A 24,604-nucleotide genomic window follows, 5' to 3' on the forward strand; every position below is an offset into this window, starting at 1 on the left:
AGCGGGCAGGGCAGGCCTAGGCTTTTGCCGGATTCGCAACCCCATCCGACCGAGGCCTGAGTTGACCATTACCATGTACGGCATCACCAATTGCGACACGATCAAGAAGGCCCGCGTCTGGCTGGAGAGCCATGACGTTCCGTATCGCTTCCACGATTACCGGGCCGAAGGCATCGAGGCTGACAGACTGAATGGCTGGGTTGGCAAGGTCGGTTGGGAAAAGCTGCTCAACAAGGGCAGCACGACCTTCCGCGAACTGCCGGACAAGGACAAGGAAGGGCTGGATGAGAAGAAGGCGAAGAAGCTGATGTTGGCCAAGCCGACCATGATCAAGCGGCCGGTACTTGAAGTGGGGGATCGGGTGCTGGTTGGGTTCAAGGCGGATGTTTATGAGGAGGCTGTAAAGTAAAGTTCGTTAAGCGCGGCACCCTATGCCGTCGTCATCCTAGGGCGGAGCAAGGAGCGAAGCGACGCGGCGCAGACCCTAGGATCCATGCCGTGACGCTAACGTGCTGCAGCGGTTGAGAATTCTGCCCCGTCGCGTCCTTCGATGAAAGTCACGGCATGGATCCTCGGGTCAAGCCCGAGGATGACGAAGCAGGTATTTCGCCAGCGCCACGGCATTGTTGTGCGCCTCGTCATGGGCGCCGTAAAGCAGCGTTACCTTGCCGTCGCGAAGCAGGGCGCGCAAACTCGCCAACGCCTCCTCGTTGCGGTCCAGCTCGCCACCATACCGCTTCTGAAATTCCGCCCAGCGCTCCGGCTCATGCCCGAACCATTTGCGCAGTTCGTCGCTCGGCGCGATCTCCTTCAGCCACAGCGTCAACGCGGCATCCTTCTTGGCGACGCCGCGCGGCCATATCCGATCCACCAGCACCCGCTGGCCATCGGCCTTCTCGGGTGCTTCGTAGACGCGCCTGACTGCAATATCGAAGGCCATCACATCTCAGCCGGCTAGAGCCCCTGGGCCCACTCGCCCTTGCGCATCACCGGCACGCGGCTGCCATCCTTGGCGATGCCGTCGATGTCGATCTTGTCCGAGCCGATCATCCAGTCGATGTGGATGAAGCTCTTGTTGCCGCCGCGCGCCCCGATTTCGTCCTGGCTGAGCGAGGCGCCGTCGACGAAGCACTTCGAATAGCATTGGCCGAGCGCGATATGGCAGGCGGCGTTCTCGTCGAACAGCGTGTTGAAGAACAACAGGCCGCTGGCCGAGATCGGCGAGGAATGCGGCACCAGCGCCACTTCGCCGAGGCGGCGCGCGCCTTCGTCGGTGTCGAGCACTTTCTTCAGCACGTCCTCGCCCTTCGAGGCCTTGGCCTCGACGATCCGCCCGCCCTCGAAGCGCACCGAGATGTCGTCGATCAGCGTGCCCTGGTAGGACAACGGCTTGGTCGAGGAAACATGGCCCTCGACCCGCCTCGCATGCGGCGTGGTGAAGACTTCCTCGGTCGGGATGTTGGGATTGCAGGTGACGCCGTTCTTGGCGGTCGAGGCGCCGCCCATCCACTCATGGCCGTCCGCCAGCCCGACAGTCAGGTCGGTGCCGGGTCCAGTGAAATGCAGCGAATGGAAATCGTGGCCGTTCAGCCATTCAGTGCGGCCGCGCAAGGCCGCATTGTGCGCCTTCCAGTTGGCGATCGGGTCCTCGACATCCACACGCGAGGCGGCGAAGATGGCGTCGGCGAGTTTCGCCACCGCCACGTCGTCGGCGTCGCCGGGGAAAACCTGCCTGGCCCAGGCCAGATCCGGATAGGCGACGATGTTCCAGTTGATGTCGAAGCCGGTGATCTTCTCCAGCGCCGGCTGGTAGGCCATCGAATTGGCCTTGTTGGCGCGCGCCACCTTGGCCGGATCCTGCGCCGACAGCAGCGACGGATCCTCGCCGCGTACGGCGAGCCGGGCGGCATTGTTGGAAAAGGCCTTCGCCATGCCTTCATAGAGCCAGCCGGCGGCGCGATCGAAGCCGGCATCGGCGCCGAAGCGGTAGCGCGCCAGCGTCATCTCGTCATCGTTGAAGATCGGCGTCACCAGCCCGGCGCCGGCCTTGTAGGCGTGCTCGACGATGCGCCTGGTCAGCGGCAGCGCCGCGATCGACGATGTCAGCACCAGGTCCTGTCCGGGCTGCAATTGCAGCCCGACCTTGATGGCGACTTCCGCCAGCCTGTCGAGCTTCACCGGGTCGATCGTTGCGGAAACGCCGCGCGAATGTGTGGTCATGATCCTGCCTGTCGTCGTGGGATTTATGATTGAACATAGACCGGTACCGCGGCGCTTTCCACCGCGATCGCGCCACTGGGCCCCGCGACCGACGATCCGAACTGCGCCATGGTCGCCGCGATCTCTTCCTTGATCCAGATTTTGAAGTCCCGGACCTTGCGGCTTTCAGGCTTGGTGGCGGAGGTCACCAGCCAGTAGCCGAGGCCGCTCTGGGCGCGGATTCCGAACGGCGCCACCAGCCGCCCATCGGCCAGCGCATCGGCCGTCAGCAATTGCCAGCCCAGCATCACGCCATGGCCGGCGATCGCCGATTCCAGGCACAGCATCGGGTCGGTGAAGCGCGCGCCTTTCTGGAAGTTGACGGGTGGAACGCCGGCAGCGGCGAACCAGCTTTCCCAGTTGATCATCGCCCGCTCGTCGGTGATGGCGCAGGTCCGCGCAAGGTCGCCGATCGACTTCAGTTTTCTTGCAATGCCCGGTGCGCAGACCGGGAAGACTTCCTGCGCCAAAATGAGCTCCGCCTTCCCGCCCGGCCATTTGCCGTCGCCAAGCCGGATGGCAATGTCGATGTCGGAATGATCGAGATTGGCCAGCCGCACCGAGGCGTCGATGCGCAACAGCACGTTGGGATGCCGGTCGAAGTGCCGCGACAGCCGTGGCAGAAGCCATTTGGAGGCAAACGCAGGTGCCGCCGAAACAACCAATGTGCATTGGGTTGCCTCGTCGGCCAGTGCCACGGCCTGCGCAAGCTCGCGAAATCCGGCGCCAAGGCGGGCCGCGAAGACGGCGCCGAATTCGGTCAGGACGAGACCGCTCGTCGTCCGCTCGAACAGGGCCTGGCCGAGCTGCTTTTCGGTGCGGCTGATCTGCTGGCTGACGGCGCTGACGGAAACGTTGAGTTCGCTGGCGGCGGTCGCGAGCGAGCCGAGACGGGCGACGGTTTCCACGGCGCGAAGGCCGTTGAGATGAACGCGGTTGAGCATGGCCATTTGAGATTTTCTAAACCGATCCGGCCGAAATCTCAATTGAAAGAGATACCGAAACGGCTGACTTTTGGACGGAGACAGGCCCATGGAACCGGAAATGCTGAGGATGTTGTCGTCGCTGAAGGTCCTGTTCGCCGCCACTTCGTCGGATGACACGCGCTGCGACGTCGACACGCTGAGCTGGCTGACCGATCCGCTTGCGCATCCCGCGCTTGACGCGATGTCGGAGCGCGAACTCGGCGATGTGCCGTTCCGCTTGACGGCGCGCCGGACCGTGCATGAGACCGTTTCGCTGAACGCCGGTTTCGGCGGGCGCTGCTGAGCGCGCGGTCCGGCACTGGCCCAACACAAGGCGGATTGTTTCACCCGTGCGCAGATTTATTGTGCACTGCAATGACATCGGCCCCATCGACAGCGCTTCGCTACGCCTTCGCCGGCATGATCGCCATGGCCGTCGCCATGGGCATCGGCCGCTTCGTCTACACGCCGATCCTGCCCGGCATGATGGAGGAACTGCATCTGTCGCCGGCCGATGCCGGCTGGATCGCCTCGGCCAACTATCTCGGATACCTCGTCGGCGCGTTGGTGGCGGCGGGCAACTGGGCGCACGGACGCGAGCGTTCGCTGATGCTGGCAGCCCTCGGTGCCAGCGCCGTGCTGGCCGCCCTTATGGGGCTGACCGATGCCATGGCCGCCTTTCTCGCCATCCGTTTTCTGGCCGGTCTGGCCAGCGCCTTCGTCATGGTGTTCATGGCCAGCATCGTTTTCAGCCATATCGCGGAGGCCGGGCGGGGCGACCTGCAGGCATGGCATTTCGGCGGCGTTGGCCTCGGCATCGCGATGTCGGCGGCGATGATGGCCGTGCTGGTCACAGAACATGCCGGCTGGGCGCAGGGCTGGCTGTGGTCGGGCGCGATTTCGGCTTGCGGCTTCGTCGCCGTGGCGCTGCTGGCGAACCAGGGTCCGCTCACCAATGGCGAAGCCGTCCACGAGCCGGCGCTGCCGAAAGACCTGTCGCTGATGAAGGCGATCGTCGCCTATGGCCTGTTCGGTTTCGGCTATGTGGTGACGGCGACCTTCCTCGTCGCCATCGTCCGCCAAGGCGGCGGCAGCCGCGTCTTCGAGGCCGAAGTGTGGATGGTTGCCGGCCTTGCCGGTTTCCCTTCGGTCTGGCTTTGGCAGAAGATATCGGCGCGGATCGGGCTCTATGCCGCCTATGCGTTGGGGTGCTTCGTCGAAGTTGTCGGCGTTACCGCGAGCGTCGCCGCAGGCGGGCGCACGGGGCCGCTGCTTGGCGGCGTGCTGCTCGGCGGCACCTTCATTGCCATCACGGCGCTTGGCCTGCAGGCCGCACGGCAGCAGGCGCCGAAGTCACCCCGGCGCATCTTTGCCTTGATGACCGCCTCCTTCGGTCTTGGCCAGATCATCGGCCCGATCGCGGCCGGGCTTCTGGCCCAGGCGTCGGGCGATTTCTTCCTCGCCTCCATCGTCGCCGCGGCCGTCCTGGTCGTCTCCGGCGCCGTCACATGGTCGGCCGCGCCAAAATCGCCATGATTTGTGGTCTTGCTCTGCGCCTGAACTCGGGCAGGCATTTTCTTTCCCCCTAATGTGTGACCTTATGCCCGCCGAACCCACCTGATTTGCGCATAGATCGAGGAATTCGCCACAGTGTTCGTATCCTTCTTCCCGCAGCCGAAGCTTTTCTTCTCTTCGGCCGCCATCTGGAGCCTTGCGGCGATCCTGTTCTGGTTTTTCGGCGGGGAGCAATTGGGGGGCCTTGTGGGCCTTCCGCCGGCAGCCGCCGATGCGGCGCCCATCATCGGCATCGCCGTGCTGGTGTCGAAACCGTTCCTCTGGTTTTACATCTATTTCGCGCTTTGCGTGGCCATCTTCTACGCATTCTGGAGCTGGTATTCGCCGCATCCTTGGCAGCGCTGGTCGATCTTGATGACGGCGGTCATCCTATTTTTCATCTATTTCAACGTGCAGGTCAGCGTCGCCGTCAACGCCTGGTACGGCCCCTTCTTCGACTATGTGCAAGGGTTGATGTCGGGGACCGGAAAATCGACCAACGGCGAATTCTACACCGGGCTGGCCGACTTTTCGTGGCTCGCGCTGGTCGGCATGAACGTGCAGGTGGTCAATGCCTTCATCGTCAGCCACTGGATCTTCCGCTGGCGGACGGCGATGAACAACTACTTTATCGAGAACTGGAGCAGGCTGCGCCATATCGAGGGCGCCTCGCAGCGTATCCAGGAGGACACGATGCGGTTCTCGCAGATCATGGAGGATCTCGGTTCCAGTTTCGTCCAGTCGATCATGACCTTGATCGCCTTCCTGCCGGTGATGATCCAGTTGCAGGCCCATATCAGCGAACTGCCGATCATCGGCGCGATCCCGCAGCCATTGGTGGTCGCGGCACTTGCCTGGTGCCTGTTTGGCACGATCTCGGTGATGATTGCCGGCATGAAGCTTCCGGGACTGCAGTTCCGCAACCAGCGCGTCGAAGCCGCCTACCGCAAGGAGCTGGTCTATGGCGAGGATCATGCGCATAGAGCGCAACCCGCCACCACCGCTGAGCTGTTCGCCAATGTCCGGCACAATTATTTCCGGCTCTATTTCCACTACATCTATTTCAACGTCGTTCGGTACACCTACCTGCAGGCCGACAACATTTTCTCGCTGTTGATCCTGGGTCCGTCGCTCGTCGCGCACAAGATAACGTTCGGCGCGCTGAACCAGATCTCCAACGCCTTCGGCAAGGTTACCGGCTCGCTGCAGTTCCTGCTTACCTCCTGGTCGACCATCGTCGAACTGCAGTCGGTCCATAAACGCTTGCGCGCCTTCGAGGCGACGCTGCTGGGCGAGCCGTTGCCGGACATCGATCAGCGCTATCTGGCAAGGCAGGGTGCAGAAGACCCGGCTTAGGAAGTCTGGGATTTATGCGAAACGGGTTGGCAGCTCAGCCGCCAACCGTCGCCTGCTTCTGGCTGCCGTCCCGCCGCGAAACATAATCGCGAAAACTGATGCACTCGACATCTGATTTGACGCAGACCTCGCCGGCAAAGCGTTCCAGTGCGTTCCAGTAGGCGCCGTCATTCATCAGTGTGAAGTGGAAGCCGAGTTCCAGCGGAATGCGCTTGCCCTGATATTGCGTGTTGAAGGCGGCGCGGAAGGCCTGGTAGGTGCGGTCGGCGAATTCGCCGGCCTTGCTTGGCCGCTCGAAGCCGCCGGAATGCCGGACATAGAGATTGTAATCCATGGCGATCACCGGCCGTGATTTCGGCCCTTCCGGAATCAGCGGCAGGGAAAAGCGGGTGATGCCGCCGATGGTCGGCGGCAGGGCAGGGCCCTTTGAAACGCCGCTGGCGTCGAACTGATAGCCGGCTGCCGGCAGCGCCTCGTAAAGCGCCTTGCTTGCCGACAGGTAGGGCGCCCGGAAACCCGCCACCGCATGCGCGAAATCGCGCCAGCCCTCGGGTTCGGGCGCAATGCCGTTGATGGCATAGGCGTTTTCTAGAATGTGCTCGAACGAGGCGAATTCCGTCAGCCAGTCGGCCTTGCTCCAGTCCTTGCCGTCGAAATGGCCGCAGGCGTGGCTGGCGATGTCGTGGCCCTCATGGGCGGCGAGACCGATCTGTTCCAGCCGCTCGGCCACGTCCTGCCTGGAGGCGGCAAAGCCGATGTTGGATTTGCCCGCGGTCTTGCCAGGTGCCGCGTATTGGCCGCGTGTCTCGGGCGACAGCAGGAAGACACAGGACAGAAAATAGGTGAAATGCGCCCCGGTGCGCTGGGCCAGCGCCCGGCTACGCTTCCACTGCGAGATGTCGCGGGCACTGTCGAACGAGATGATGACGACCTGCTTCGGCCTCGCTGGTTCTGCTGGCGCGGGCGGGTCGGCCAGGGCCGCGCCGGCGGCGGCGAGCGAGGCAAGCGAAAACGCAATAACACGGGACAGACTGGGCATCGGCAATTTTACAGGCTCCGGGTGGTCAGCAAGCCGGCTATCCCCGAAATGTGGCGCCGGTGCGATTGGGTTTTCGTGGGTTTGCCCCGGGGCAAACATCCGTTTGCCCCCGGGAATAGCCGATTTTCCGGTCGAACCCCTTCCATGCCGACAAAATTTCGCTAAAACGCGGGCTCACGAACGGCCCCGGCCCGGGGCCAAGAATGGTTTTGATCGATGTCCGACGACAGTTTTATCCGTGAAGTCAATGACGAGATGCGCCGCGAGCAGGCGCAGAAGCTGTGGGACCGTTTCGGCCCGGCCTTGCTTGTGATTGCCATCCTGGTGGTGCTCGGTACCGCCGCCTTCGTCGGCTATCGCTATTGGGACGAGACGCGCGCCAACCGCTCCGGCGATGCTTTCTCGCAGGCGTTGAAGCTTGCCAATGACGGCAAGAACGACGACGCGCTGGCCGCGCTCGATCAGCTGGAGAAGGATGGCTACGGCGCCTATCCGCTGCTCGCCCGCATGCGCGCAGCGACCGTCAAGGCCAACAAGGGCGACGTCGACGCAGCCGTCAAGGATTTCGACGACGTCGCCGCCGACACCGCCATTCCCCAGGGCCTGCGCGACATGGCGCGGCTGAGGGCAGCACTCCTGCTCGTCGACCATGGCTCCTTCGCCGACGTGTCCAGCCGTGTCGAGGCGCTGACCTCGGACACCAACACGCTGCGCCACAGCGCGCGCGAGGCGCTCGGGCTTGCGGCCTGGAAGGAAGGCAAGACGCAGGACGCGCTGAAACTGTTCGACCAGATCGCCTCCGATGACGGCGCCCCGCGCAACACGCGCGAGCGGGCGACCTTGATGTCCGAACTGATCCGCGGGTCGGGCAGTGCATCGTGACCTTCAAAGTCGCCATCATAGGCAGACCTAACGTCGGCAAATCGACTCTTTTCAATCGGCTGGTGGGAAGGAAGCTGGCGCTTGTCGACGACACGCCGGGCGTCACCCGTGACCGCCGTGTCCATGCCGCCAAGCTTTACGATCTGCATTTCGACGTCATCGACACAGCGGGCTTTGAGGATGCCGGCGCCTCGACCTTGCCGGGCCGCATGCGCGCGCAGACCGAAATCGCCATCCGCGAGGCGGATCTGATCTTCTTCACCATCGACGCCAAGTCCGGCCTGCTGCCCGATGACAGGACCTTTGCCGAGATCGTGCGCAAATCCGGCAAACCGGTCGTCCTCGTTGCCAACAAGGCCGAGGCGAAGGGCGCGCAAGGCGGCATGCTGGAGGCCTGGGAACTCGGGCTTGGCGAGCCGATCCCGGTTTCGGCCGAGCACGGCCAGGGCATGCCCGACCTGCGCGACGCCGTGATCGAAGCGCTTGGAGAGGCGCGCGCCTTCGGTGAAGACGAGGACAGCGAAGACGAAGAAGCCGCCATCAACGAAGTGCTGATCGGCGAGGACATCGCCGATCCGGATGCCGAGCCGGCCTATGACGATACCAAGCCGATGCGCATCGCCGTCGTCGGCCGTCCTAACGCCGGCAAGTCGACGCTGATCAATGCGCTGATCGGCGAGGAACGGCTGCTGACCGGACCGGAGGCGGGCATCACCCGCGATTCCATCTCCGTCGACTGGGACTGGCGCGGCCGCCGCATAAAACTGTTCGACACGGCCGGCATGCGCCGCAAGGCCAGGATCCACGAAAAGCTGGAAGTGATGTCGGTGCAGGATGGCCTGCGCGCCATCCGTTTCGCCGAGATCGTCATCATCGTGCTCGACGCCACCATTCCCTTCGAGAAGCAGGATCTGCAGATCGCCGACCTGATCATCCGCGAGGGGCGGGCACCGGTAATCGCCTTCAACAAATGGGACCTGATCGATAACCCGCAGGAGCTGTTGGCCGAACTGCGCGAGAAGACCGAGCGGCTGCTGCCGCAGGCGCGCGGCATCCAGGCCGTGCCGGTCTCGGCCGAGACCGGACGCGGCCTCGACAAGCTGATGGATGCGGTGCTGAGGACGCACAGGGTCTGGAACAGCCGTGTTTCCACCGGCAAGCTCAACCGCTGGCTCGAGGCCATACTGGCGCATCACCCGCCGCCCGCCGTTGCCGGGCGCCGGTTGAAGGTCAAATACGTCACCCAGGCCAAGACGCGGCCGCCGGGTTTCGTGGTCCAGTGCTCGCGGCCGGACGCGATGCCGCAGAGCTATGTCCGCTATCTCTCCAACAGCCTGCGCGAAGCCTTCGACATGCCGGGCGTGCCGATCCGCATCGCGTTGCGCACCTCGGACAATCCGTTCGCCGGCCGGGCCAAGAAGCGCGGCTGAGCCTCGGCGCTCGTGCTGATCAGGCCGCGGCACGCAAGCCGGCGGTCCGCGTATTTTCCGGCAGGGCCTGCCGCGCCGCCTCCAGTAATATGTCGGCAAGGCGGGCCGCCACGGGCTCGGCTTCGGCATCCCGACGATGCAGGGACAGCGCCATCTTGGGCAACGCCGGCAGGCCGGCGATCTCGGGCTTCATCGCACTGACGCTGGCCGGCAAGCCGATGTCGGTGCGGATCGTCAGCCCCAGCCCCGCGGCGACAGCCGCCCAGATGCCACCCAGACTGGGGCTCGAGAAGGCCATGCGCCAGGGCAGCCCGGCGCGGTCGAGCGTTTCAGTCGCGACCGTGCGCAGCAGACATGGCGCTTCGAGCGCCACCAGCGGCAGTGGCTCGCCGTCGCGCAGGCTCGTCTCGATGCGCTTGGCCGGACCGATCCAGCGCATCGGAACATCGGCGACATGCTCGCTATAGGGCAGCGTCTGGCCACAGTGCCAGGCAAGCGCGATGTCGAGGCTGCCTGACATCACCCTTTCGGCGAGGTCGTGGCTGCGCGCGATCCTGGCCTCGATCTTGACCTTGGGATGGGCTCGGGCAAATCGGCCCAGCACGTCCGGCAGCACGGCTTCGCCGAAATCCTCCTGCAGACCGAGCCGCACCCAGCCTTCCAGTTCGACGTCATGGATGGCCGCCGCCGCTTCGTCGTTCAAATCGAGCAGCCGGCGCGCATAGCCGAGCATGGTCTCGCCGGCCTCGGTCAGCGCCAGGCCGCGCCCCACTTTGCGGAAGATCGGCGTCGCTGCCTGTTCTTCCAGTTTCTTCAATTGCGCGCTGACCGCCGAGGTCGACCGGCCAAGCCGGTCGGCGGCCTTGGCGAAGCTGCCCAGCTCCATGCCGGTGACGAAACTTCTGAGGACGTCGAGGTCGAATGTCACCCGTTGCATCGTAATGTCCTGTTTTTCAGGATTGATCGTCAAAAACTTCCTTATTTTAAGGACGGATTTATGGCGATAGAGAGATGCCGTCAAGGCCTGAGACACCGGCCCGCAACGGGAATGAAATCATGTCCGCCATCGACTGTGCAGATCAACAGCCACCACAAATCCTGCAAGGCAGCGCTGCCAGCCCTGCCGGCAGAGTGTTCGGCCCCAACCACCGCTGGAAGGTCCTGGGCATCGGGGTTGCCGCGAATGCCGGTTTTTCGGCCACTTTCTCGGGCATACCGGCAACGGCGGTCGTGCTTCGCCAGAGCTATCACCTGAGCAATGCCGAACTCGGCCTGGCGCTTGGCCTGCTTGGGCTGGGGGTTGCGCTCAGCGAATTGCCATGGGGCCTGCTCACCGACCGCTGGGGGGATCGCCGCGTGCTTCTGCTCGGGCTTGGCGCGACGGCGGCCTGGCTCCTGGTCATGGCGATGCTGGTCGTGCCGACAAGATCAGGCATTCCCGATGTCATGCTGCTGGCGGCAAGCCTGCTCATCACGGGGCTGCTCGGCGGCAGTGTCAATGGTTCGAGCGGCCGCGCTATCATGGCCTGGTTCAGGGAGAATGAGCGCGGTTTTGCCATGAGCATCAGGCAGACGGCGGTGCCGCTCGGCGGCGGCCTCGGCGCGCTCGTCCTGCCATCGCTTGCCCTGGCTTTCGGGTTTGCCGCGGTGTTCGGGCTTCTGGCAGCGGCATCCGCTCTCTCTGCACTGTTTGCCTGGCGTTGGCTGCACGAACCGCCGCCGGCGGGTGAAGCCCACGCCGTCTTATCGGATGGACCGGCGCCGTTGCGCAACATCGAGGTCTGGCGCATCTCGACGGCGATCGGCCTGCTCTGCTTTCCGCAGGTGGCGGTCCTCACTTTCGCGTCGGTGTTCCTGCACGACTTCGCCGGGCTTGGCACGACAGCGATCAGCGCGAGCCTCACCGCTGTACAGGTCGGCGCCATGGTCATGCGCGTCTGGAGCGGCCGCTTTACCGACCGCCACGGCAACCGCCGTCAGTTTCTTCGCTTGTGCAGTGCGCTCAGCGCGCTGGCCTTCGTGGTGCTCTGGTTGCTGGTTCTGGCCGTTCCCGCAATGCCTGCCAGCCAATCCTTCCTGATCGCCGTCCTGCCCTTGGTGCTTGTCGTCGCCGGCATCTCGGTCTCCGCCTGGCACGGCGTTGCCTATACCGAACTTGCCACGCTGGCCGGTGCCGGCCATGTCGGAACGGCACTCAGCCTTGCCAACAGCTTTGTCTTCGTCGGCTTCTTCCTCGTCCCGGTGGCCATTCCAGGGCTGCTGCACCTCTGGTCATGGCCCGGCGTCTGGCTGTCGGCCGCCGCCTGCGCCCTGGTTGCCTGGCCGATCTTCCTGAAGCGGGCCTGAGCGCTCCCGCCGCAAAACCGCCGGACTTCGAAGCCACGACCTCCAGCCGGCTCAGAAAACCCGACCGATCCCGTTAACGTCCCATCAAGGTTAATGCATCATTTTGCTCTCCAGTGGGGTCAGTAGCGTTCCTGGAGAGAGTTCCGTGCATCGACGTGTCTTGACGCGGCTGGCCGCCGCCGCCGGTGAGAAGAAACGCGGCCTTGTGTCTCCGTTCATCATCGGCCTCGGCATCTGGATCGGCTTTCCGACCGTCGCCGCCTACCAGGACATGACAAGCCTTGTATCCGGCCTCGAAGCGCCGACCGCCCGCTGGAACTCCTATGTCGAGAAATCCGTCGCCGGCTCGGTCCACGCCGCCGAGATGCCGTTCGTCGATTCCGACGTCACCGGCTCGATCTCGGGTTCCGGCGTTCGCCTTCCCGGTATCGGCTCCGTCTCGTTCCGCGGCAAGGGCGGCAAGGTCAGCGGGTCGCCCGACGAGGATCGGGTCGTGCGCGCCGACAAGAAGGGCCGCATCGTCCAGGTCTCTCCGGTAGCGCCGCCGAAGAACTTCAATGCAGGCTCGATCTTCCAGCGGACCTCTTCGCTGATGCGGCCGAGCATGGACAGCGACCTGAAAATGGCCTTCGCCAAGCCTCAGATCAAAGGCAAGGAAATCCTGATCGCCGCCGCATTCCACGCGCGTGAAGACAAGAAGCCGGATCCCGGCGTGCCGGCCATGCTCGCCGCCCTCGTCAACAACGACCACCCCGATGTGCTGGCGACCGCCTACGCACAATCCGAGCCGGACTACGCCAAGGCTTCACCCTTTGAAGCCCTGCTTCAGGACGAGCAGCCCAACAGCGGCCGCTTCATTCCGCCGATGGCCAAGGGCGACCACGCCTGGATCCAGAATCCGCTTCCGGCCAGCGTCTTCTCCAAGCCGGAGCAGAAATGCCTGGCCAACGGCATCTATTTCGAGGCACGCGGCGAAACCGTGCGCGGTCAGGCCGCCGTCGCCCAGGTTATCCTCAACCGGGTCCGCAATCCCGCCTATCCCAATTCGATCTGCGGCGTCGTCTACCAGAACGACAGCTGGTTCAACCGCTGTCAGTTTTCATTCGCTTGCGACGGCAGAAAGAAGCGCATCGACAACCCCGTCGCCTACAAGACCGCGCAAGACATCGGCATGGCCGTCACCGCTGGCAAGATCTTCATTCCGGAGGTGGGATCGTCAACACATTACTACGCCAACTATGTCCATCCCGGCTGGGCGCGCACGATGCAGAAGATGACCAAGATCGGCCTGCATATCTTTTACCGGACCTATGGTGGCGGCTGGAGCTGAGCCGACCGCCGGGCGCCTCTCTTTTCGGGCGGTCGCACGGTCGATCGGAGAGCCATTGCCCGGGGGATTCGCGCAACGCATCCCTCCGATCGCCGCGGGCACGATGTCGCACCTTTCTAATCCTTTGATTTTACTATTTAAAATACACAGCGCGGAACTTCCCTCCGTGGCTTGACGGGCGCAAACCCTCTAACTATGTTGCCGGCGACTTTAGAAGCGGACGGACGGTGACGGTCTGCCCGGGCAGGGGGGTTGCGATGGCCGAGAAAAAAGGGCCAGACGGAACCGGAGAAACCGGCCGCGGCAAAGAGCATGACGCCGAAATCCGCGACGACGATCTTGAGCGACGTCGGCGTGAACTTGGAGCATCGCTTGCGACAAGGCTGCCGAACCGGCTCGAGGGGAAAGACGACGCGAAACCAGTGACCGGATACGGTCAGGCGATCAAACTATCCAGCGAGTTTATCGCCGGGGTGGTCGTGGGCGCCGGCATCGGCTGGATCATCGACCGTATGGCGGGGACATCGCCGTGGGGTCTGATCGTTTTCCTGCTGCTTGGTTTTGGCGCCGGCGTGCTCAATGTCATGCGTTCGGCTGGCGTTGTGGCGGAATTCGGACAAGGCGCGAAGCCGCGCCGTGACCGGGACGACGGCAAATGACCGCCCTTCAGGCGGCATTTGGAAATAGCCGCTTCCATGCGGCAAGGTAATTTTGGCCGTACGCGGCATTGACGGGGTTTGAACGTGGCAGCTGACAAGGTCGATCCGATCCACCAGTTCCATATCAACAAGCTGATACCGATCGAGATCGGCGGCTATGACCTGTCTTTCACCAATTCCGCCCTGTTCATGGTCGCCACCGTGGTTGTCGCCGCGGCGTTCCTGTTCCTGACGACGTCGAGCCGCAGCCTGGTTCCAGGCCGGCTGCAGTCGGTCTCCGAAATGGCTTATGAATTCGTCGGCAACATGCTGCGTGACGCCGCCGGCACGCAGGGCATGAAGTTCTTCCCCTTCGTGTTCTCGCTGTTCATGTTCGTGCTGGTCGCCAATCTGCTCGGCCTGTTTCCCTATTTCTTCACGGTCACCAGCCACATCATCGTCACCTTCGGCCTCGCCGCCCTGGTGATTGGAACCGTGGTGGTCTACGGCTTCATGAAGCATGGTCTTGGTTTCCTCAAGCTGTTCGTGCCGCATGGCGTGCCGGTGTTCCTGCTGCCGCTGGTGGTGCTGATCGAGGTCATTTCCTTCGTGTCGCGCCCGGTCAGCCTCTCGGTTCGTCTGTTCGCCAACATGCTTGCCGGCCACATCACGCTCAAGGTTTTCTCCGGGTTCGTCGTCAGCCTCTCCGCGCTGGGCGCGGTCGGCGTGGCGGGTTCGATCCTGCCGTTGGCTATGGCGGTGGCGCTGACGGCGCTTGAACTGCTGGTCGCCTTCCTGCAGGCCTACGTCTTTGCCGTATTGACCTGCATGTATCTCAACGACGCCCTGCATCCCGGGCACTGAGGCAAGAGTTCCGGCCAAGAGTTTTCAACATTGGTGCCGGATGAAATCGCAACGGAATTTTCAGATCCAAAGGAGTTGAACAAATGGACGCAGAAGCAGCAAAGTACATCGGCGCCGGCATCGCTTGCCTGGGCATGGGTGGCGCGGGCATCGGCCTGGGCAACATCTTCGGCAGCTACCTCTCGGGCGCGCTGCGCAACCCTTCGGCTGCCGACGGCCAGTTCGGCCGCCTGATTTTCGGCTTCGCCGTGACCGAAGCTTTGGGCATCTTCTCGCTTCTCATCGCGCTGCTGGCCCTGTTCGGCTGAGTACTGAGAAGATTGGACAGGCCGGCCGCGCAAGCGGCGGGCCTGATATCTGGGGATAGTCCATGTTCGTGACATCTGCCTTCGCGCAAGAGTCCGCGCCATCAGCCGACACCAGCCACGCTGCGACCGGAGGCGACACGCATTCCGGCACCAGCGTGCCTGCCGAAGCGCACGGCACGTTTCCGCCATTCAATCCGGAGACGTTTCCGTCGCAGCTTCTGTGGCTGGCGATCACGTTCGGGCTGTTCTACCTCTTCCTGAAGCGGGTCGTGATGCCGCGCGTCGGGGGCATCATCGATGTCCGCAACGACCGCATCAGCCAGGATCTCGACCAGGCTGCCAAGTTGAAGGGCGAGGCAGACGCCGCCGTTGCCGCTTACGAGCAGGAACTGGCGGAAGCCAAGAAGAACGCGAACTCGATCGGCCAGCAAGCCAACGATGCGGCCAAGGCGGAAGCCGATACCGCGCGCAAGAAGATCGAGGCTGCGCTCGACGGGAAGCTTGGCGAGGCCGAGGCACGCATTGCTTCCATCAAGGCCAATGCCATGAAGGAAGTCGGCAGCATTGCCGAGGATACCGCTTCGGCGATCGTCGAGGCACTCGTTGGCGGCAAGGCCAGCAAGGCCGAGATCGCGGCCGCGGTCAAATCCGTGGCCCGGTGAGGAGCGCATCATGGACGCTACATCTCTCGCAACGCTCTGGGCCACGATTGCCCTGATCATCTTCCTGGCGATCGCCGTCTACATCAAGGTGCCCGGCATGATCGCCAAGGCGCTCGACGCCCGCGCCGCCAGGATCAGCAGTGAGCTCGACGAGGCACGCAAGCTGCGCGACGAGGCCCAGCAATTGCTTGGCCAGTACAAGAAGAAGCGCAAGGAAGCCGAGCAGGAGGCTGCCGACATTGTCGCGGCCGCCAAGCGCGAGGCCGAACTGCTGGCCGCCGAGGCCCACAAGAAGACCGAGGACTATGTCGCCCGGCGCACCGCGCTTGCCGAACAGAAGATCGGCCAGGCCGAGCGCGAAGCGATCGGCGAAGTGCGCGCCAGCGCCGTCGACATCGCTGTCGAGGCGGCACGCGCATTGCTCGCCGCCAAGGTTGACGCCAAGGCCGGAGCCGACCTGTTCAAGTCCGCGCTGCAGGACGTGAAGGCGAAGCTGAACTGAGCTGACAACATCAAGCAAATCAAAAGCCGCCCGGGGAACCTGGCGGCTTTTTTGTTGTGCGGTGTGTTGACGCCGCCAATCTCCCCCCTCGTGGGGGAGATGCCCGGCAGGGCAGAGGGGGGCGCGAAGGATCGCCGGCGTTCGATTCTTTATCCGTCGCACCGGCTGAGAAGTATCGGGCGAATCTGATCGCAATGAACTGACAGGTCGGCGGGACAGCGCCCCTCTGTCCTGCCGGACATTTCCCCCACGAGGGGGAGATCGGCTGTAGTTCGGCGCCGCTTTCGCCTCACTCCAGCCCGGCCAAGCTCTCTTCCTCAACCACCTCGACACCCCCAAGCCTGAACGGCGCAAACGAGGTGCGGTGCAGCCGCGCTACCGGCCCGTGCGCCTCGATCGCCGTGCGATGCCGGGCCGTGGCGTAACCCATATGGACTTCGAAGCCGTAACGATCGTGATGATTGCCGCAGCCACACATCATGCGGTCGCGCATGACCTTGGCGACGATCGAGGCGGCGGCGATCGACTGCGAGCGCTGGTCGCCCTTGATCAGCGCGCGCCCTTCGCAGGGCAGTCCCGGGGGCACGTCGCGCCCGTCGGCGAGCGCGAGTTTTGCCTGAACCGGCAGCCCGACCAGCGCGCGGCGCATCGCTTCGAGGCTCGCCTTGAGGATGTTGCTGCCATCGATACCCTCCGCGCTGATCGACGCCATCGAGACGCCGAGCGCGGAACCGAGGATGCGCAGGAACAGCGCTTCGCGCTGCAAGTGGCTAAGCCGCTTTGAATCGTCGAGTCCTTCGGGAATGTTGGCGGGGTCGAGCACCACTGCTGCCGCGACGACCGGACCCGCCAGCGGGCCACGACCGGCTTCGTCCATCCCCGCGACCGGCCATAACCCATCGGCCATCGCCTTCGTCTCGAAGGAGAAATCGGGTTTCTCGACGATTTCGAAGAGAAGCGGAGAATCAGAACGCGCGCGAGCCATGTTGCGGCGAGGTTCGCATCGGCTCCGATTCTCCGCAAGTCCCTCCGGGTCGGGTGGGGCGCCGGACCGGGAGGGCACCGTCTGCTGGCCGGGGCAGGCCGGACGGGATTCTTGGCCGCGGCGGTCATGAACAGCCCGCGGCGATTTTCAATTTTCAGAGCAGCATCAACTGCTCCTGGTCCTTGCCGGCGGCGACGAACTGGTCAGTCCGCAGCGTGCGTCGCTCCGCATTGAGGCCGAGCCGCTTGGCGGTGATTTCGAAGCGCCGGCCGATCTGCCAGGCATAGGGACCGGCGCCCTTCATGCGCTTGCCCCATTCCGAATCGTAGTCCTTGCCGTCGCGCATCGAACGGATCAACGACATGACGTGGCGATAGCGGTCGGGATAGTGACGCAGCAGCCAGTCCTTGAAGATCGGGCTGACCTCCAGCGGCAGGCGCAGCACCACATAGCCAGCTTCGCGCGCTCCGGCATGGTGTGCCGAGTCGAGGATGCGTTCCATCTCCTGGTCGGTCAGGCCCGGAATGATCGGCGCCACCATCACCGAAGCAGGGATACCGGCATCCGAAAGCTGCCTGATCGCTTCCAGCCGCTTGGTCGGCGTCGAGGCGCGGGGTTCCATCGTCCTGGCCAGCATGCGGTCGAGCGTCGTCACCGACAGCGCCACCTTGGCGAGCCCGCGCTCGGCCATGCGCGACAGAATGTCGATGTCGCGCACCACCAGGGCCGATTTGGTGACGATGCCGACCGGATGACCGCGTGCCTCCAGCACTTCGAGGATTTCGCGCATGATCCGGTACTGCTTCTCGATCGGCTGGTAGGGATCGGTGTTGGTGCCGATGGCGATGGTGCGGGGCTGGTAGCCGTCCTTCGACAACTCCTTGTCGAGCAGGCGTGCCGCGTCCGGCTTGGCGAACAGCTTGGATTCGAAATCCAGGCCCGGCGACAGGCCCATGAACGAGTGTGTCGGCCGCGCGAAGCAATAGACGCAGCCGTGCTCGCAGCCGCGATAGGGATTGATCGACCGGTCGAAGGAGATGTCCGGCGATTCGTTGCGCGTGATGATGGAGCGCGGCTTCTCCACCTGCACCTCGGTCTTGAACGGGGGCAGTTCCTCCAGCGAACTCCAGCCGTCGTCGAAGACATGTCGGCTCACGGGTTCGAACCGGCCGGACGGATTGATGCCTGCCGACCGGCCACGGTTGCGGTCCGGACGGACCCGCATGCCGCTCTGCTCGATCATCGCGTTGGCCATTTCGGCTCGTCCTGCTCCGAAGGCTGCAATGTCGGCGCGCATGATCGGTTCCATCTTCGCCCGCTCCCAGGGACTGTCCATGTTCTGTCGAATCGCTCTGCTCATGAAATTATTCCTATTTTGTTGATGAGAACAAAGCAAGAACTTTTTGTGGTGCGGCGCAAAAACTGGCGTCGGTCGGCGCTTTCCGCTATTCGGCTCATGATGCTCAGTGTTCTCATCGAAACGCATAATGACGAGGAGGGTCTCGCCCGCACGCTGGCGACGCTGATCGGCGGCGCGGTCGAGGGCGTGGTGCGCGATGTCGTCGTCTGCGACACCGGCTCCACCGACCACACGCATCGCGTGGCCGAGCATGCTGGCTGCCACTATGTGGGGAGCGGCGGCATCGCCGCCGGCATTCGCCAGGCCAAGGGTGATTGGCTGCTGTTTCTCGAACCGGGTGCGAGGCTGGTGGAGGGCTGGATCGACGCGGTTGTCGCCCATACCGCCAGGCAGACAATGGCCGCCCGGTTCTCGCGGGCGCGGGGCAGCCGTCCGCCGTTCCTGGCCCGGGTCTTTTCGGCAAACCGTGCGCTCGCCGACGGCCTGGTGATCAGCAAGCGGCAGGCGGCATCTCTGTCCAAGAATGCCGGCAGCGCCGAGGCGTTGGCGCGCGGTCTGGCGACAAAGAAGCTCGACGCCGAGATCTGGGCGGCGCCGCCGAGGCAGAGGTGATTTTTTGCGGCTGCTCTGTCCATTGTGCGTTGCACAAAAACTGACGCGCGGGTAACTTTCCGACAAGGCGGGTGAATTGGGTTTGGGTCATGCCGGAACGGCAGGCTCCGACATTGCGTCGGCGCTGCATCATACCCTTGAGGATCCCCATGAACCTTTCGACCACTGACAAGTCCGGCACTGCCAGTCTCGAGGCCATTGCACGCAATGGCAGCCTGCTGCGCCGCATCGCCGTGGGCATCCCGACCTATCTGAAGGACCTGCGCGAAAACCCTGCCTGGCTGCCGATGTTCGTTCTGGCGCGTACCATCCCCGGCCGCCGGATGCATTGGCTGGGCGCGAAGCGCACTCGTCCGGCTGACAATGTCCGGGATACGATGTTCAGGGGCGTTCAGCGCGAGGCCGTCGTCGACGCGTTGCGGTCGGACGGGTTGTTCTCAGGGCTGATCCTGCCGCCTGATATCCACGAGGAGATTGCCAGCTTCGCCCGGCGCACGCCCTGCTACGGCAATTTCGACCGCCGGAATTCGTGCCCGGCGAACATGCCGAAGCCGAAAAGCGCCTTGGCCGCTCATTGCTGAGCGGCCATTATTTCGAACGCATCCTCGACTGCCCGGCGGCACTCGCCATACAGCGCGACCCGCTGCTTCTCGACATCGCCGCGCACTATCTCGGCGGCCAGGCGAAACTGATCACGACACGCGTCTGGTGGAGTTTTCCTACCGGCGAGGCGTCCGACGCCGACAAGAACCTTGCCTCGCTCGGCAAGTATCATTTCGATCTCGATGACTGGCGGATGTTGAAATTCTTTTTCTACCTCAAGCCCGTCGACGCCGAGACCGGTCCGCATGTCTATGTCAGGGGAAGCCACAGGCGCCGCGCCATAAGGCATCAGCTCACCCTTCTCGTCGGCCATCCCGCCAAGGATGTGCTGGACGTGTATGGCGAGCAGAGCCCGGTGACCCTGACCGGAGAGGCTGGCCTCGGCTTCGTCGAAGACCCCTTCGGTTTCCACATGGGCACGGTGCCGGCACGCACGCCACGGCTGATGATGGAAGTTGGCTTCGGCGTCTCCAAGCCGTCGCGCCGTCGTTTCCATGGCGAGCCGGTCATCCGCTGAAGGCAGGTCAGGCGAAGCTCATCTCGACCGGCATCCAGCGAAGGCGACGCCTGGCTTGCCGCTCAGCTCTGTTTTCCCAGTCGAAGTCGACCAGGACCGATTCTCCGGTGAACGCCCTGTGATCGTCCAGGGCGTTGACGATCAGGATGGCCCTGGCCTCGTCATTTTCCCCGGCGATCGCGGCGGCATAGACGCCGCATTCTCGGCAAATCAGATAGTCGGCGGTCTCCAGTCCGAACCGGTATTTGCGCAATCGCCTTGCGTCCTTGACCGAGATGATCAGCCTGCCGTCAGGATCGGCGACGGCGCGCGCGCCATGCTTTGTGCAGAACGAGCATTGGCAGGCGCGGACTTCGATTTGCGATGGATCCAGCTCGGTCGAAAATCGCAGGCGTATATTGCCGCAATGGCACCCACCAGTGTGCATGGTTCCAGTTTGCACGGCCATATCTGCCTTCTCGTGAACGGTAGGGATCGCCCACGAAGATACTGTCTCCGGCATCCGGTTTGGAATGGCCGTTCGAAGGCGCCCTGCGCTGTTCTGCCTGGCGAACACGGCGTGAAGTCAGCACTTTGCCTAGGCTTTTTAAGGGGCTGATTTGCCGCGCCGCAGATGTTCGTCCAGGCGCGGCAAGATCTCGACGAAGTTGCAAGGCATGTGCCGGTAGTCGAGCTGTGCCTCGATGATGCCGTCCCAGGCGTCCTTGCAGGCACCGGGCGAGCCCGGCAGCACGAAGACGAAGGTGGCGTTGACGACGCCGCCGGTCGCCCGGCTCTGGATCGTCGAGGTGCCGATTTTGTCGTAGGAGATGCGGTGGAACACTTCCGAAAAGCCGTCCATGCGCTTTTCGAAAATCGGCTCCAGCGCCTCGGGCGTCACATCGCGGCCAGTGAAGCCGGTTCCGCCGGTGGTGATCACGACGTCGATGGCCTTGTCCCGCGACCACGCCAGGACGGTGTCGCGGATCTTTTCGCGGTCGTCGGTGACGATGTCGCGGCCGGCCAGGATGTGGCCGGCCGCGGTGATGCGATCGGCCAGCGTCTGGCCGGACTTGTCCTCGGCGAGGCTGCGTGTGTCAGAAACCGTCAGCACCGCGATGCGCACCGGAATGAAGGCACGGCTCTCGTCAATCCTGGCCATCTCACTCAGCCTCCGACGCCATGCTACGCGTTGCCGCGACGAACCAATCGGGCTGGCGGCCGCGGATCTCGGCCGCCGCGCGCTTGGCGACATTGCCGGTCTCGAACAGGCCGAAGCACGTCGCGCCCGATCCGGACATTCGTGAAAAACCCGATCCAGCCTTATCAAGCCATGAAAGCGCCCTGCCTATGGCGGGCTGCATCGCAAGGGCTGGCTGCTCGAGATCGTTGCGGGTCTCCTCCAGCCAGTTGCGCAGGCTGTGAAACTCGATGCTGCGCGGCAGCGGCGGCAGTGGCTCATTGTCGCGACGGGACAGTGAAGCGAAGATTTCCGCTGTCGAGACGGGCGTTCCCGGATTGACCAGCACCAGACCCAGCGCCGAAAAATCCGGCACCATCGACAGCTCCTCACCGATGCCGCGCGCCACCAGCGGCTTTGCCGCCAGGCACATCGGCACGTCGGCGCCTAGCGAAAGACCGATCCGCGCCAGCTCGGTGCTGTCGATGTCCAGGCCCCAGCTCTCCGCCAGCCCGCGCAGCACGGCCGCCGCGTCGCTCGACCCTCCGCCCACGCCGGACGCGACCGGAAGGTTCTTTTCGAGCCTGATGGTCACGGGCGGCGTGCTCCGAATGCCGGCGGCCTGCCGCAACGCATCGCGTGCCTTCAGCACCAGATTGCCGCCATCGAGCGGGACGTCCGCCGCATAGCGGCCGGACACGCTGAAATCGTCGGCTTCAGCCGGCGCGATCTCGATCCTGTCGCCAAAGCGCGTGAACACAGCCAGGCTTTCGATGAGATGGTAACCGTCGGGGCGCCTGCCGGTGACGTGCAAAGCAAGATTTATCTTGGCGGGTGCCGCCCAGGTCCGGACACGCGGACCGGATTCCACAGTCTCTATTGCGAGTGAAATGAGGGTCAGTCCTTGGCCAGCCGGTATTCGCCGGTCTTCGGATCCTTGACCAGCGTTCCCATCGCGCCGTTGGCCGCCTGTTTTTCGGTCCGCCGCACCTTGGCCGTCACGCGCTCGGCCTCGCGCAGGAAGGTGCGGTAGCCGAAATAGGCGGCGACGCCGACGACGGCGAAGAAAATGAGCTGCGGCATGTCAAAACTCCTACCACGCTGGGCCGGTAAGGGCGGCCGGTCGGGTCTTTCGGGCAACCATGCTAGACGCTTTCATGGCTTTTTCAAAGCCCGAAGCGCGCCCACAATGCGCGCTCTTCCGCCGCATCGATGACGCCGCTGGCGGCAGCCGCGGCGATATCGGGCGCTGAAAAGCCCTTGTTCGAGCCGAACAGGCCGAAGCGGCCGAGGAAACCGCGCGGCGCCGAGACCAGCCTGAGCTGGGTCTTCGGCCCGAAGCGGGTCTTCAGCACCGTGCGCATGTCGCCGAGTGCATCCACGAGGCCGAGTTCCAGGCCTCGCTTGCCGGTCCAGAACAGCCCGGTGAACAGATCCGGATCGTCCTTGAGCTTCGTGCCGCGCCGCTCCTTGACCAGATCGATGAAAGTCTCGTGCACTTCGAGCTGCAGCGCTTTCAGCCGCTCGACGTCTTCCTTCTTCTCCGGCTTGAACGGGTCGAGCACCGCCTTGTTCTGGCCGGCGGTGTGGACGCGCCGCTCGATGCCGATCTTCTTCATCAGCTCCGGAAAACCGAACGAGGCCGACACCACGCCGATCGAGCCTACGATGGACGATGGGTCGGCGAAGATCTCGTCGCCGGCGACAGCGATCATGTAGCCGCCGGAGGCCGCGACATCCTCGACGAAGACCAGCACTTTTTTATTCTTCTCGACCGCAAGGTCATGAATGCGCTTGAAGATCAGTCGCGACTGCACCGGCGAGCCGCCGGGGGAGTTGATCGAGATCGCGACCGCCGGCGCGTCGAAGGAAAACGCTTTTTCGATCAGTCCGGCGGTGGAAGCAAGCGACAGGCTCGGCCGGAACTGGCCGCCGCCGGCCATGATGGTGCCGTGCAGCCGGATGACCGGAACGGTGACGACGGTGGAGCGCCAGGACTTCGGCAGCAGGCGGTTGAAAAGACGTTTCACGATGACGTGGTCTCCGGCGGTGGTTGCAGGCATGTAGGGATTTCCCGGCCAACGGCAATGTGCAGGGCCGCGAACAGCTCAATCTCCGAACAGCGAGGCGAGCCCGTTGGTGATCATTTCGCTGCGCTCGTCGGGGCCGTTGCCCGATCGCGCGTGAAGCATCAGGGGCGGACGGATGGCGAGCTTTCCCCGTGCCCCAAGTGCTGCCCGCACGACAATGCGGATTGCCGCTGCGTCCGGGCGAGGGTGCACGGCGAGCATCTCGGCTTCGCCGAAGCGGCCTGAAATCGCGTCGAGAATGGAGCCGAGCTGTTCGGGCCGGGCGATGACGGCAAGTCCGCCGCGCGGCCTGACAACCGCCGCCGCGCTGCGGATCCAGTTTTCGAACAGCCCGTCCTCCATGACATGGGCTTCCTTTCTTAGCTGCTCGGGAGTGGCGCGGTCCCGTGCGGCGTTGAAAGGCGGGTTCATGATGACGAAGTCGAAATCATTGTCGGCAAGGCCGGCGGCGGCCCGGGCCCGACCCGACACGGTGACATCGGCCACAAGCACGGCCGCGCGATCGCTGAGATGTGCATTGCCGGGATGGGCAAGCGTGGCCGCCGCGAAGGCCGCCATCTCGGGCGCGCGTTCGACCAGCACAGCCTGGGCGCCCGGACAGCGCGACAGCACCGCCAGACCGGCAGCACCGGCGCCGGCTCCGAAATCGGCGAGCCGTCCGCCAAAGGAGGATGGCACGGACGCGGCCAGCATCATCGCATCCATCCCGGCGCGATGGCCGCCATGCTTGGGCTGCACCAGCCAGAACCGGCCGCGGTGGAAGGCATCGACCGTATGGGCCGGCGCATCCGTGGCAAGGGCGGCTGGCGCGGCCGACATTATTTCCCCCGGATCTCGTTTGCGATGCCGGCATCGGTCAGGATGCGGCGCGCGGCGTCGGCCTGGTCGGCATCGACCATGACGCGCCGCGGCAGGATACCGAGCGAGCCGTCGAGCACGCTCATGTTCTGGTCGGCGACGAAGCAGCCGATGCCGGCATCGCGCATCAGCGATTCGACAAAGGAGATGATGACGGCGTCGTTGGTGCGGATGAGTTCTATCATCGCAAGAAACTCGCAGGTTGCAGCGTGCATGTAAACGTGCGGCCGCATTCCCGCATTTCCCGGCGTTGACACGCTGTCGCCGCCGCCGCGCCAATTCGCC

28 protein-coding genes and 1 pseudogene are annotated in these 24,604 nt (G+C 64.1%); 15 read left to right on the forward strand and 14 right to left on the reverse strand.

The window, feature by feature from the left end:
• Nucleotides 1–61 precede the first annotated feature (61 nt).
• Nucleotides 62–409 carry an ArsC family reductase gene (locus EN824_RS17850; protein ID WP_127873067.1) on the forward strand — a complete coding sequence of 116 codons (348 nt, stop codon included), beginning with the start codon at nt 62–64 and terminating at the stop codon, nt 407–409.
• A 168-nt stretch (nt 410–577) separates the two neighbouring features.
• Here EN824_RS17850 and EN824_RS17855 read toward each other — a convergent pair whose 3' ends face one another.
• Genes EN824_RS17855 through EN824_RS17865 form a run of 3 tightly spaced genes read right to left on the reverse strand, consistent with a single transcriptional unit; the run spans nt 578 to nt 3,209 of the window.
• Entirely contained in the window at nt 578–940 is a 363-nt protein-coding gene (locus tag EN824_RS17855; RefSeq protein WP_135932581.1) for a DUF488 domain-containing protein, read from the reverse strand.
• A 14-nt stretch (nt 941–954) separates the two neighbouring features.
• The gene (locus EN824_RS17860) at nt 955–2,220 is read right to left on the reverse strand and encodes an aminopeptidase (RefSeq protein ID WP_127278561.1); all 1,266 of its coding nucleotides are present in this window, start codon (nt 2,218–2,220) and stop codon (nt 955–957) included.
• A gap of 23 nt (nt 2,221–2,243) precedes the next feature.
• Nucleotides 2,244–3,209, reverse strand: a complete 966-nt coding sequence (locus EN824_RS17865; protein WP_127873070.1) for a LysR substrate-binding domain-containing protein — start codon at nt 3,207–3,209, stop codon at nt 2,244–2,246.
• Between the two features lie 94 nt (nt 3,210–3,303).
• Between EN824_RS17865 and EN824_RS17870 the strand changes: the two genes are divergently transcribed.
• The 3 genes from EN824_RS17870 (at nt 3,304) to sbmA (ending at nt 6,134) form a co-directional block, all read left to right on the forward strand.
• Entirely contained in the window at nt 3,304–3,528 is a 225-nt protein-coding gene (locus EN824_RS17870; RefSeq protein WP_127278571.1) for a hypothetical protein, read from the forward strand.
• A 71-nt stretch (nt 3,529–3,599) separates the two neighbouring features.
• The gene (locus EN824_RS17875; RefSeq protein ID WP_135881556.1) at nt 3,600–4,760 is read left to right on the forward strand and encodes a YbfB/YjiJ family MFS transporter; all 1,161 of its coding nucleotides are present in this window, start codon (nt 3,600–3,602) and stop codon (nt 4,758–4,760) included.
• Nucleotides 4,761–4,874: 114 nt separating this feature from the next.
• Nucleotides 4,875–6,134 (forward strand): peptide antibiotic transporter SbmA, encoded by a 1,260-nt coding sequence (sbmA, locus tag EN824_RS17880; RefSeq protein ID WP_135932582.1) that lies wholly within the window; start codon nt 4,875–4,877, stop codon nt 6,132–6,134.
• A gap of 34 nt (nt 6,135–6,168) precedes the next feature.
• Here the strand turns inward: sbmA and EN824_RS17885 are convergent, their stop codons facing one another.
• Entirely contained in the window at nt 6,169–7,173 is a 1,005-nt protein-coding gene (locus EN824_RS17885) for a polysaccharide deacetylase (protein WP_127281116.1), read from the reverse strand.
• Between the two features lie 216 nt (nt 7,174–7,389).
• Here EN824_RS17885 and EN824_RS17890 point away from each other — a divergent pair, with 216 nt between their 5' ends.
• Complete coding sequence (locus EN824_RS17890) at nt 7,390–8,055, forward strand: tetratricopeptide repeat protein (protein WP_127281117.1); 666 nt, start codon at nt 7,390–7,392, stop codon at nt 8,053–8,055.
• A complete protein-coding gene (der, locus tag EN824_RS17895; protein ID WP_135881555.1) occupies nt 8,052–9,485 on the forward strand; it encodes a ribosome biogenesis GTPase Der in 1,434 nt (477 codons plus the stop codon). Before EN824_RS17890 ends, der begins: the two co-directional genes overlap by 4 nt.
• A 19-nt stretch (nt 9,486–9,504) precedes the next feature.
• On the opposite strand, the gene EN824_RS17900 is transcribed toward der, so the two are convergent.
• On the reverse strand, nt 9,505–10,422 hold the full coding sequence (locus tag EN824_RS17900) for a LysR substrate-binding domain-containing protein (RefSeq protein ID WP_135932583.1): 918 nt from the start codon (nt 10,420–10,422) through the stop codon (nt 9,505–9,507).
• A 119-nt stretch (nt 10,423–10,541) separates the two neighbouring features.
• Here EN824_RS17900 and EN824_RS17905 point away from each other — a divergent pair, with 119 nt between their 5' ends.
• The 7 genes from EN824_RS17905 (at nt 10,542) to EN824_RS17935 (ending at nt 16,135) form a co-directional block, all read left to right on the forward strand.
• Entirely contained in the window at nt 10,542–11,831 is a 1,290-nt protein-coding gene (locus tag EN824_RS17905; protein WP_135932584.1) for an MFS transporter, read from the forward strand.
• A 145-nt stretch (nt 11,832–11,976) separates the two neighbouring features.
• On the forward strand, nt 11,977–13,161 hold the full coding sequence (locus EN824_RS17910; RefSeq protein ID WP_135916261.1) for a cell wall hydrolase: 1,185 nt from the start codon (nt 11,977–11,979) through the stop codon (nt 13,159–13,161).
• Nucleotides 13,162–13,418: 257 nt separating this feature from the next.
• Entirely contained in the window at nt 13,419–13,820 is a 402-nt protein-coding gene (locus EN824_RS17915; RefSeq protein WP_127281075.1) for an AtpZ/AtpI family protein, read from the forward strand.
• A gap of 84 nt (nt 13,821–13,904) precedes the next feature.
• Complete coding sequence (locus EN824_RS17920; protein WP_027142301.1) at nt 13,905–14,663, forward strand: F0F1 ATP synthase subunit A; 759 nt, start codon at nt 13,905–13,907, stop codon at nt 14,661–14,663.
• An 83-nt stretch (nt 14,664–14,746) separates the two neighbouring features.
• The gene (locus EN824_RS17925) at nt 14,747–14,971 is read left to right on the forward strand and encodes a F0F1 ATP synthase subunit C (protein ID WP_013896722.1); all 225 of its coding nucleotides are present in this window, start codon (nt 14,747–14,749) and stop codon (nt 14,969–14,971) included.
• A gap of 62 nt (nt 14,972–15,033) precedes the next feature.
• A complete protein-coding gene (locus tag EN824_RS17930) occupies nt 15,034–15,633 on the forward strand; it encodes a F0F1 ATP synthase subunit B (RefSeq protein ID WP_127280807.1) in 600 nt (199 codons plus the stop codon).
• 10 nt (nt 15,634–15,643) lie between these two features.
• Nucleotides 15,644–16,135: a F0F1 ATP synthase subunit B gene (locus tag EN824_RS17935; protein WP_127280808.1), complete on the forward strand. Its 492-nt coding sequence runs from the start codon at nt 15,644–15,646 to the stop codon at nt 16,133–16,135.
• 289 nt (nt 16,136–16,424) lie between these two features.
• On the opposite strand, the gene EN824_RS17940 is transcribed toward EN824_RS17935, so the two are convergent.
• Nucleotides 16,425–17,120, reverse strand: a complete 696-nt coding sequence (locus EN824_RS17940) for a ribonuclease HII (RefSeq protein WP_127280809.1) — start codon at nt 17,118–17,120, stop codon at nt 16,425–16,427.
• A gap of 154 nt (nt 17,121–17,274) precedes the next feature.
• Nucleotides 17,275–18,429 carry a PA0069 family radical SAM protein gene (locus EN824_RS17945; RefSeq protein ID WP_127873078.1) on the reverse strand — a complete coding sequence of 385 codons (1,155 nt, stop codon included), beginning with the start codon at nt 18,427–18,429 and terminating at the stop codon, nt 17,275–17,277.
• A 150-nt stretch (nt 18,430–18,579) separates the two neighbouring features.
• On the opposite strand from EN824_RS17945, the gene EN824_RS17950 reads away from it, so the two are divergent.
• Nucleotides 18,580–19,092 (forward strand): glycosyltransferase, encoded by a 513-nt coding sequence (locus EN824_RS17950; RefSeq protein ID WP_127873156.1) that lies wholly within the window; start codon nt 18,580–18,582, stop codon nt 19,090–19,092.
• Between the two features lie 149 nt (nt 19,093–19,241).
• Nucleotides 19,242–20,212 (forward strand): annotated as a pseudogene (locus EN824_RS17955) (hypothetical protein).
• A gap of 7 nt (nt 20,213–20,219) precedes the next feature.
• Here EN824_RS17955 and EN824_RS17960 read toward each other — a convergent pair.
• The 7 genes from EN824_RS17960 to EN824_RS17990 all read right to left on the reverse strand — a co-directional run bounded on the left by EN824_RS17960 (nt 20,220) and on the right by EN824_RS17990 (nt 24,504).
• Nucleotides 20,220–20,660, reverse strand: coding sequence for a hypothetical protein (locus EN824_RS17960; RefSeq protein WP_127277524.1), 441 nt, complete (start codon nt 20,658–20,660; stop codon nt 20,220–20,222).
• Between the two features lie 138 nt (nt 20,661–20,798).
• Nucleotides 20,799–21,353 (reverse strand): molybdenum cofactor biosynthesis protein B, encoded by a 555-nt coding sequence (moaB, locus tag EN824_RS17965; RefSeq protein WP_127277522.1) that lies wholly within the window; start codon nt 21,351–21,353, stop codon nt 20,799–20,801.
• 1 nt (nt 21,354) lies between these two features.
• The gene (locus EN824_RS17970) at nt 21,355–22,242 is read right to left on the reverse strand and encodes a 4-(cytidine 5'-diphospho)-2-C-methyl-D-erythritol kinase (protein WP_135932585.1); all 888 of its coding nucleotides are present in this window, start codon (nt 22,240–22,242) and stop codon (nt 21,355–21,357) included.
• A 26-nt stretch (nt 22,243–22,268) separates the two neighbouring features.
• On the reverse strand, nt 22,269–22,454 hold the full coding sequence (locus EN824_RS17975; RefSeq protein ID WP_127277518.1) for a hypothetical protein: 186 nt from the start codon (nt 22,452–22,454) through the stop codon (nt 22,269–22,271).
• Between the two features lie 83 nt (nt 22,455–22,537).
• The gene (locus EN824_RS17980; RefSeq protein ID WP_127277532.1) at nt 22,538–23,401 is read right to left on the reverse strand and encodes a S49 family peptidase; all 864 of its coding nucleotides are present in this window, start codon (nt 23,399–23,401) and stop codon (nt 22,538–22,540) included.
• Between the two features lie 78 nt (nt 23,402–23,479).
• The gene (locus EN824_RS17985; protein WP_127873083.1) at nt 23,480–24,280 is read right to left on the reverse strand and encodes a methyltransferase; all 801 of its coding nucleotides are present in this window, start codon (nt 24,278–24,280) and stop codon (nt 23,480–23,482) included.
• Nucleotides 24,280–24,504, reverse strand: a complete 225-nt coding sequence (locus EN824_RS17990) for a DUF2007 domain-containing protein (RefSeq protein WP_015318845.1) — start codon at nt 24,502–24,504, stop codon at nt 24,280–24,282. The genes EN824_RS17985 and EN824_RS17990 overlap by 1 nt, the downstream gene beginning before the upstream one ends.
• Between the last annotated feature and the right edge of the window lie 100 nt (nt 24,505–24,604).

Origin of the sequence: Mesorhizobium sp. M8A.F.Ca.ET.181.01.1.1 (genome assembly GCF_004792025.1) — a bacterium.
Taxonomy (GTDB): Bacteria; Pseudomonadota; Alphaproteobacteria; order Rhizobiales; family Rhizobiaceae; genus Mesorhizobium.

Bases quoted from the DNA above. Each gene is read 5' to 3' on its own strand.
- EN824_RS17855 (WP_135932581.1), bottom strand. From the start codon at position 940: ATGGCCTTCGATATTGCAGTCAGGCGCGTCTACGAAGCACCCGAGAAG.
- EN824_RS17860 (WP_127278561.1), bottom strand. From the start codon at position 2,220: ATGACCACACATTCGCGCGGCGTTTCCGCAACGATCGACCCGGTGAAG.
- EN824_RS17865 (WP_127873070.1), bottom strand. From the start codon at position 3,209: ATGGCCATGCTCAACCGCGTTCATCTCAACGGCCTTCGCGCCGTGGAA.
- EN824_RS17870 (WP_127278571.1), top strand. From the start codon at position 3,304: ATGCTGAGGATGTTGTCGTCGCTGAAGGTCCTGTTCGCCGCCACTTCG.
- EN824_RS17875 (WP_135881556.1), top strand. From the start codon at position 3,600: ATGACATCGGCCCCATCGACAGCGCTTCGCTACGCCTTCGCCGGCATG.
- EN824_RS17885 (WP_127281116.1), bottom strand. From the start codon at position 7,173: ATGCCCAGTCTGTCCCGTGTTATTGCGTTTTCGCTTGCCTCGCTCGCC.
- EN824_RS17890 (WP_127281117.1), top strand. From the start codon at position 7,390: ATGTCCGACGACAGTTTTATCCGTGAAGTCAATGACGAGATGCGCCGC.
- EN824_RS17900 (WP_135932583.1), bottom strand. From the start codon at position 10,422: ATGCAACGGGTGACATTCGACCTCGACGTCCTCAGAAGTTTCGTCACC.
- EN824_RS17905 (WP_135932584.1), top strand. From the start codon at position 10,542: ATGTCCGCCATCGACTGTGCAGATCAACAGCCACCACAAATCCTGCAA.
- EN824_RS17915 (WP_127281075.1), top strand. From the start codon at position 13,419: ATGGCCGAGAAAAAAGGGCCAGACGGAACCGGAGAAACCGGCCGCGGC.
- EN824_RS17925 (WP_013896722.1), top strand. From the start codon at position 14,747: ATGGACGCAGAAGCAGCAAAGTACATCGGCGCCGGCATCGCTTGCCTG.
- EN824_RS17930 (WP_127280807.1), top strand. From the start codon at position 15,034: ATGTTCGTGACATCTGCCTTCGCGCAAGAGTCCGCGCCATCAGCCGAC.
- EN824_RS17935 (WP_127280808.1), top strand. From the start codon at position 15,644: ATGGACGCTACATCTCTCGCAACGCTCTGGGCCACGATTGCCCTGATC.
- EN824_RS17940 (WP_127280809.1), bottom strand. From the start codon at position 17,120: ATGGCTCGCGCGCGTTCTGATTCTCCGCTTCTCTTCGAAATCGTCGAG.
- EN824_RS17945 (WP_127873078.1), bottom strand. From the start codon at position 18,429: ATGGAACCGATCATGCGCGCCGACATTGCAGCCTTCGGAGCAGGACGA.
- EN824_RS17950 (WP_127873156.1), top strand. From the start codon at position 18,580: ATGCTCAGTGTTCTCATCGAAACGCATAATGACGAGGAGGGTCTCGCC.
- EN824_RS17960 (WP_127277524.1), bottom strand. From the start codon at position 20,660: ATGGCCGTGCAAACTGGAACCATGCACACTGGTGGGTGCCATTGCGGC.
- moaB (WP_127277522.1), bottom strand. From the start codon at position 21,353: ATGGCCAGGATTGACGAGAGCCGTGCCTTCATTCCGGTGCGCATCGCG.
- EN824_RS17975 (WP_127277518.1), bottom strand. From the start codon at position 22,454: ATGCCGCAGCTCATTTTCTTCGCCGTCGTCGGCGTCGCCGCCTATTTC.
- EN824_RS17985 (WP_127873083.1), bottom strand. From the start codon at position 24,280: ATGTCGGCCGCGCCAGCCGCCCTTGCCACGGATGCGCCGGCCCATACG.
- EN824_RS17990 (WP_015318845.1), bottom strand. From the start codon at position 24,504: ATGATAGAACTCATCCGCACCAACGACGCCGTCATCATCTCCTTTGTC.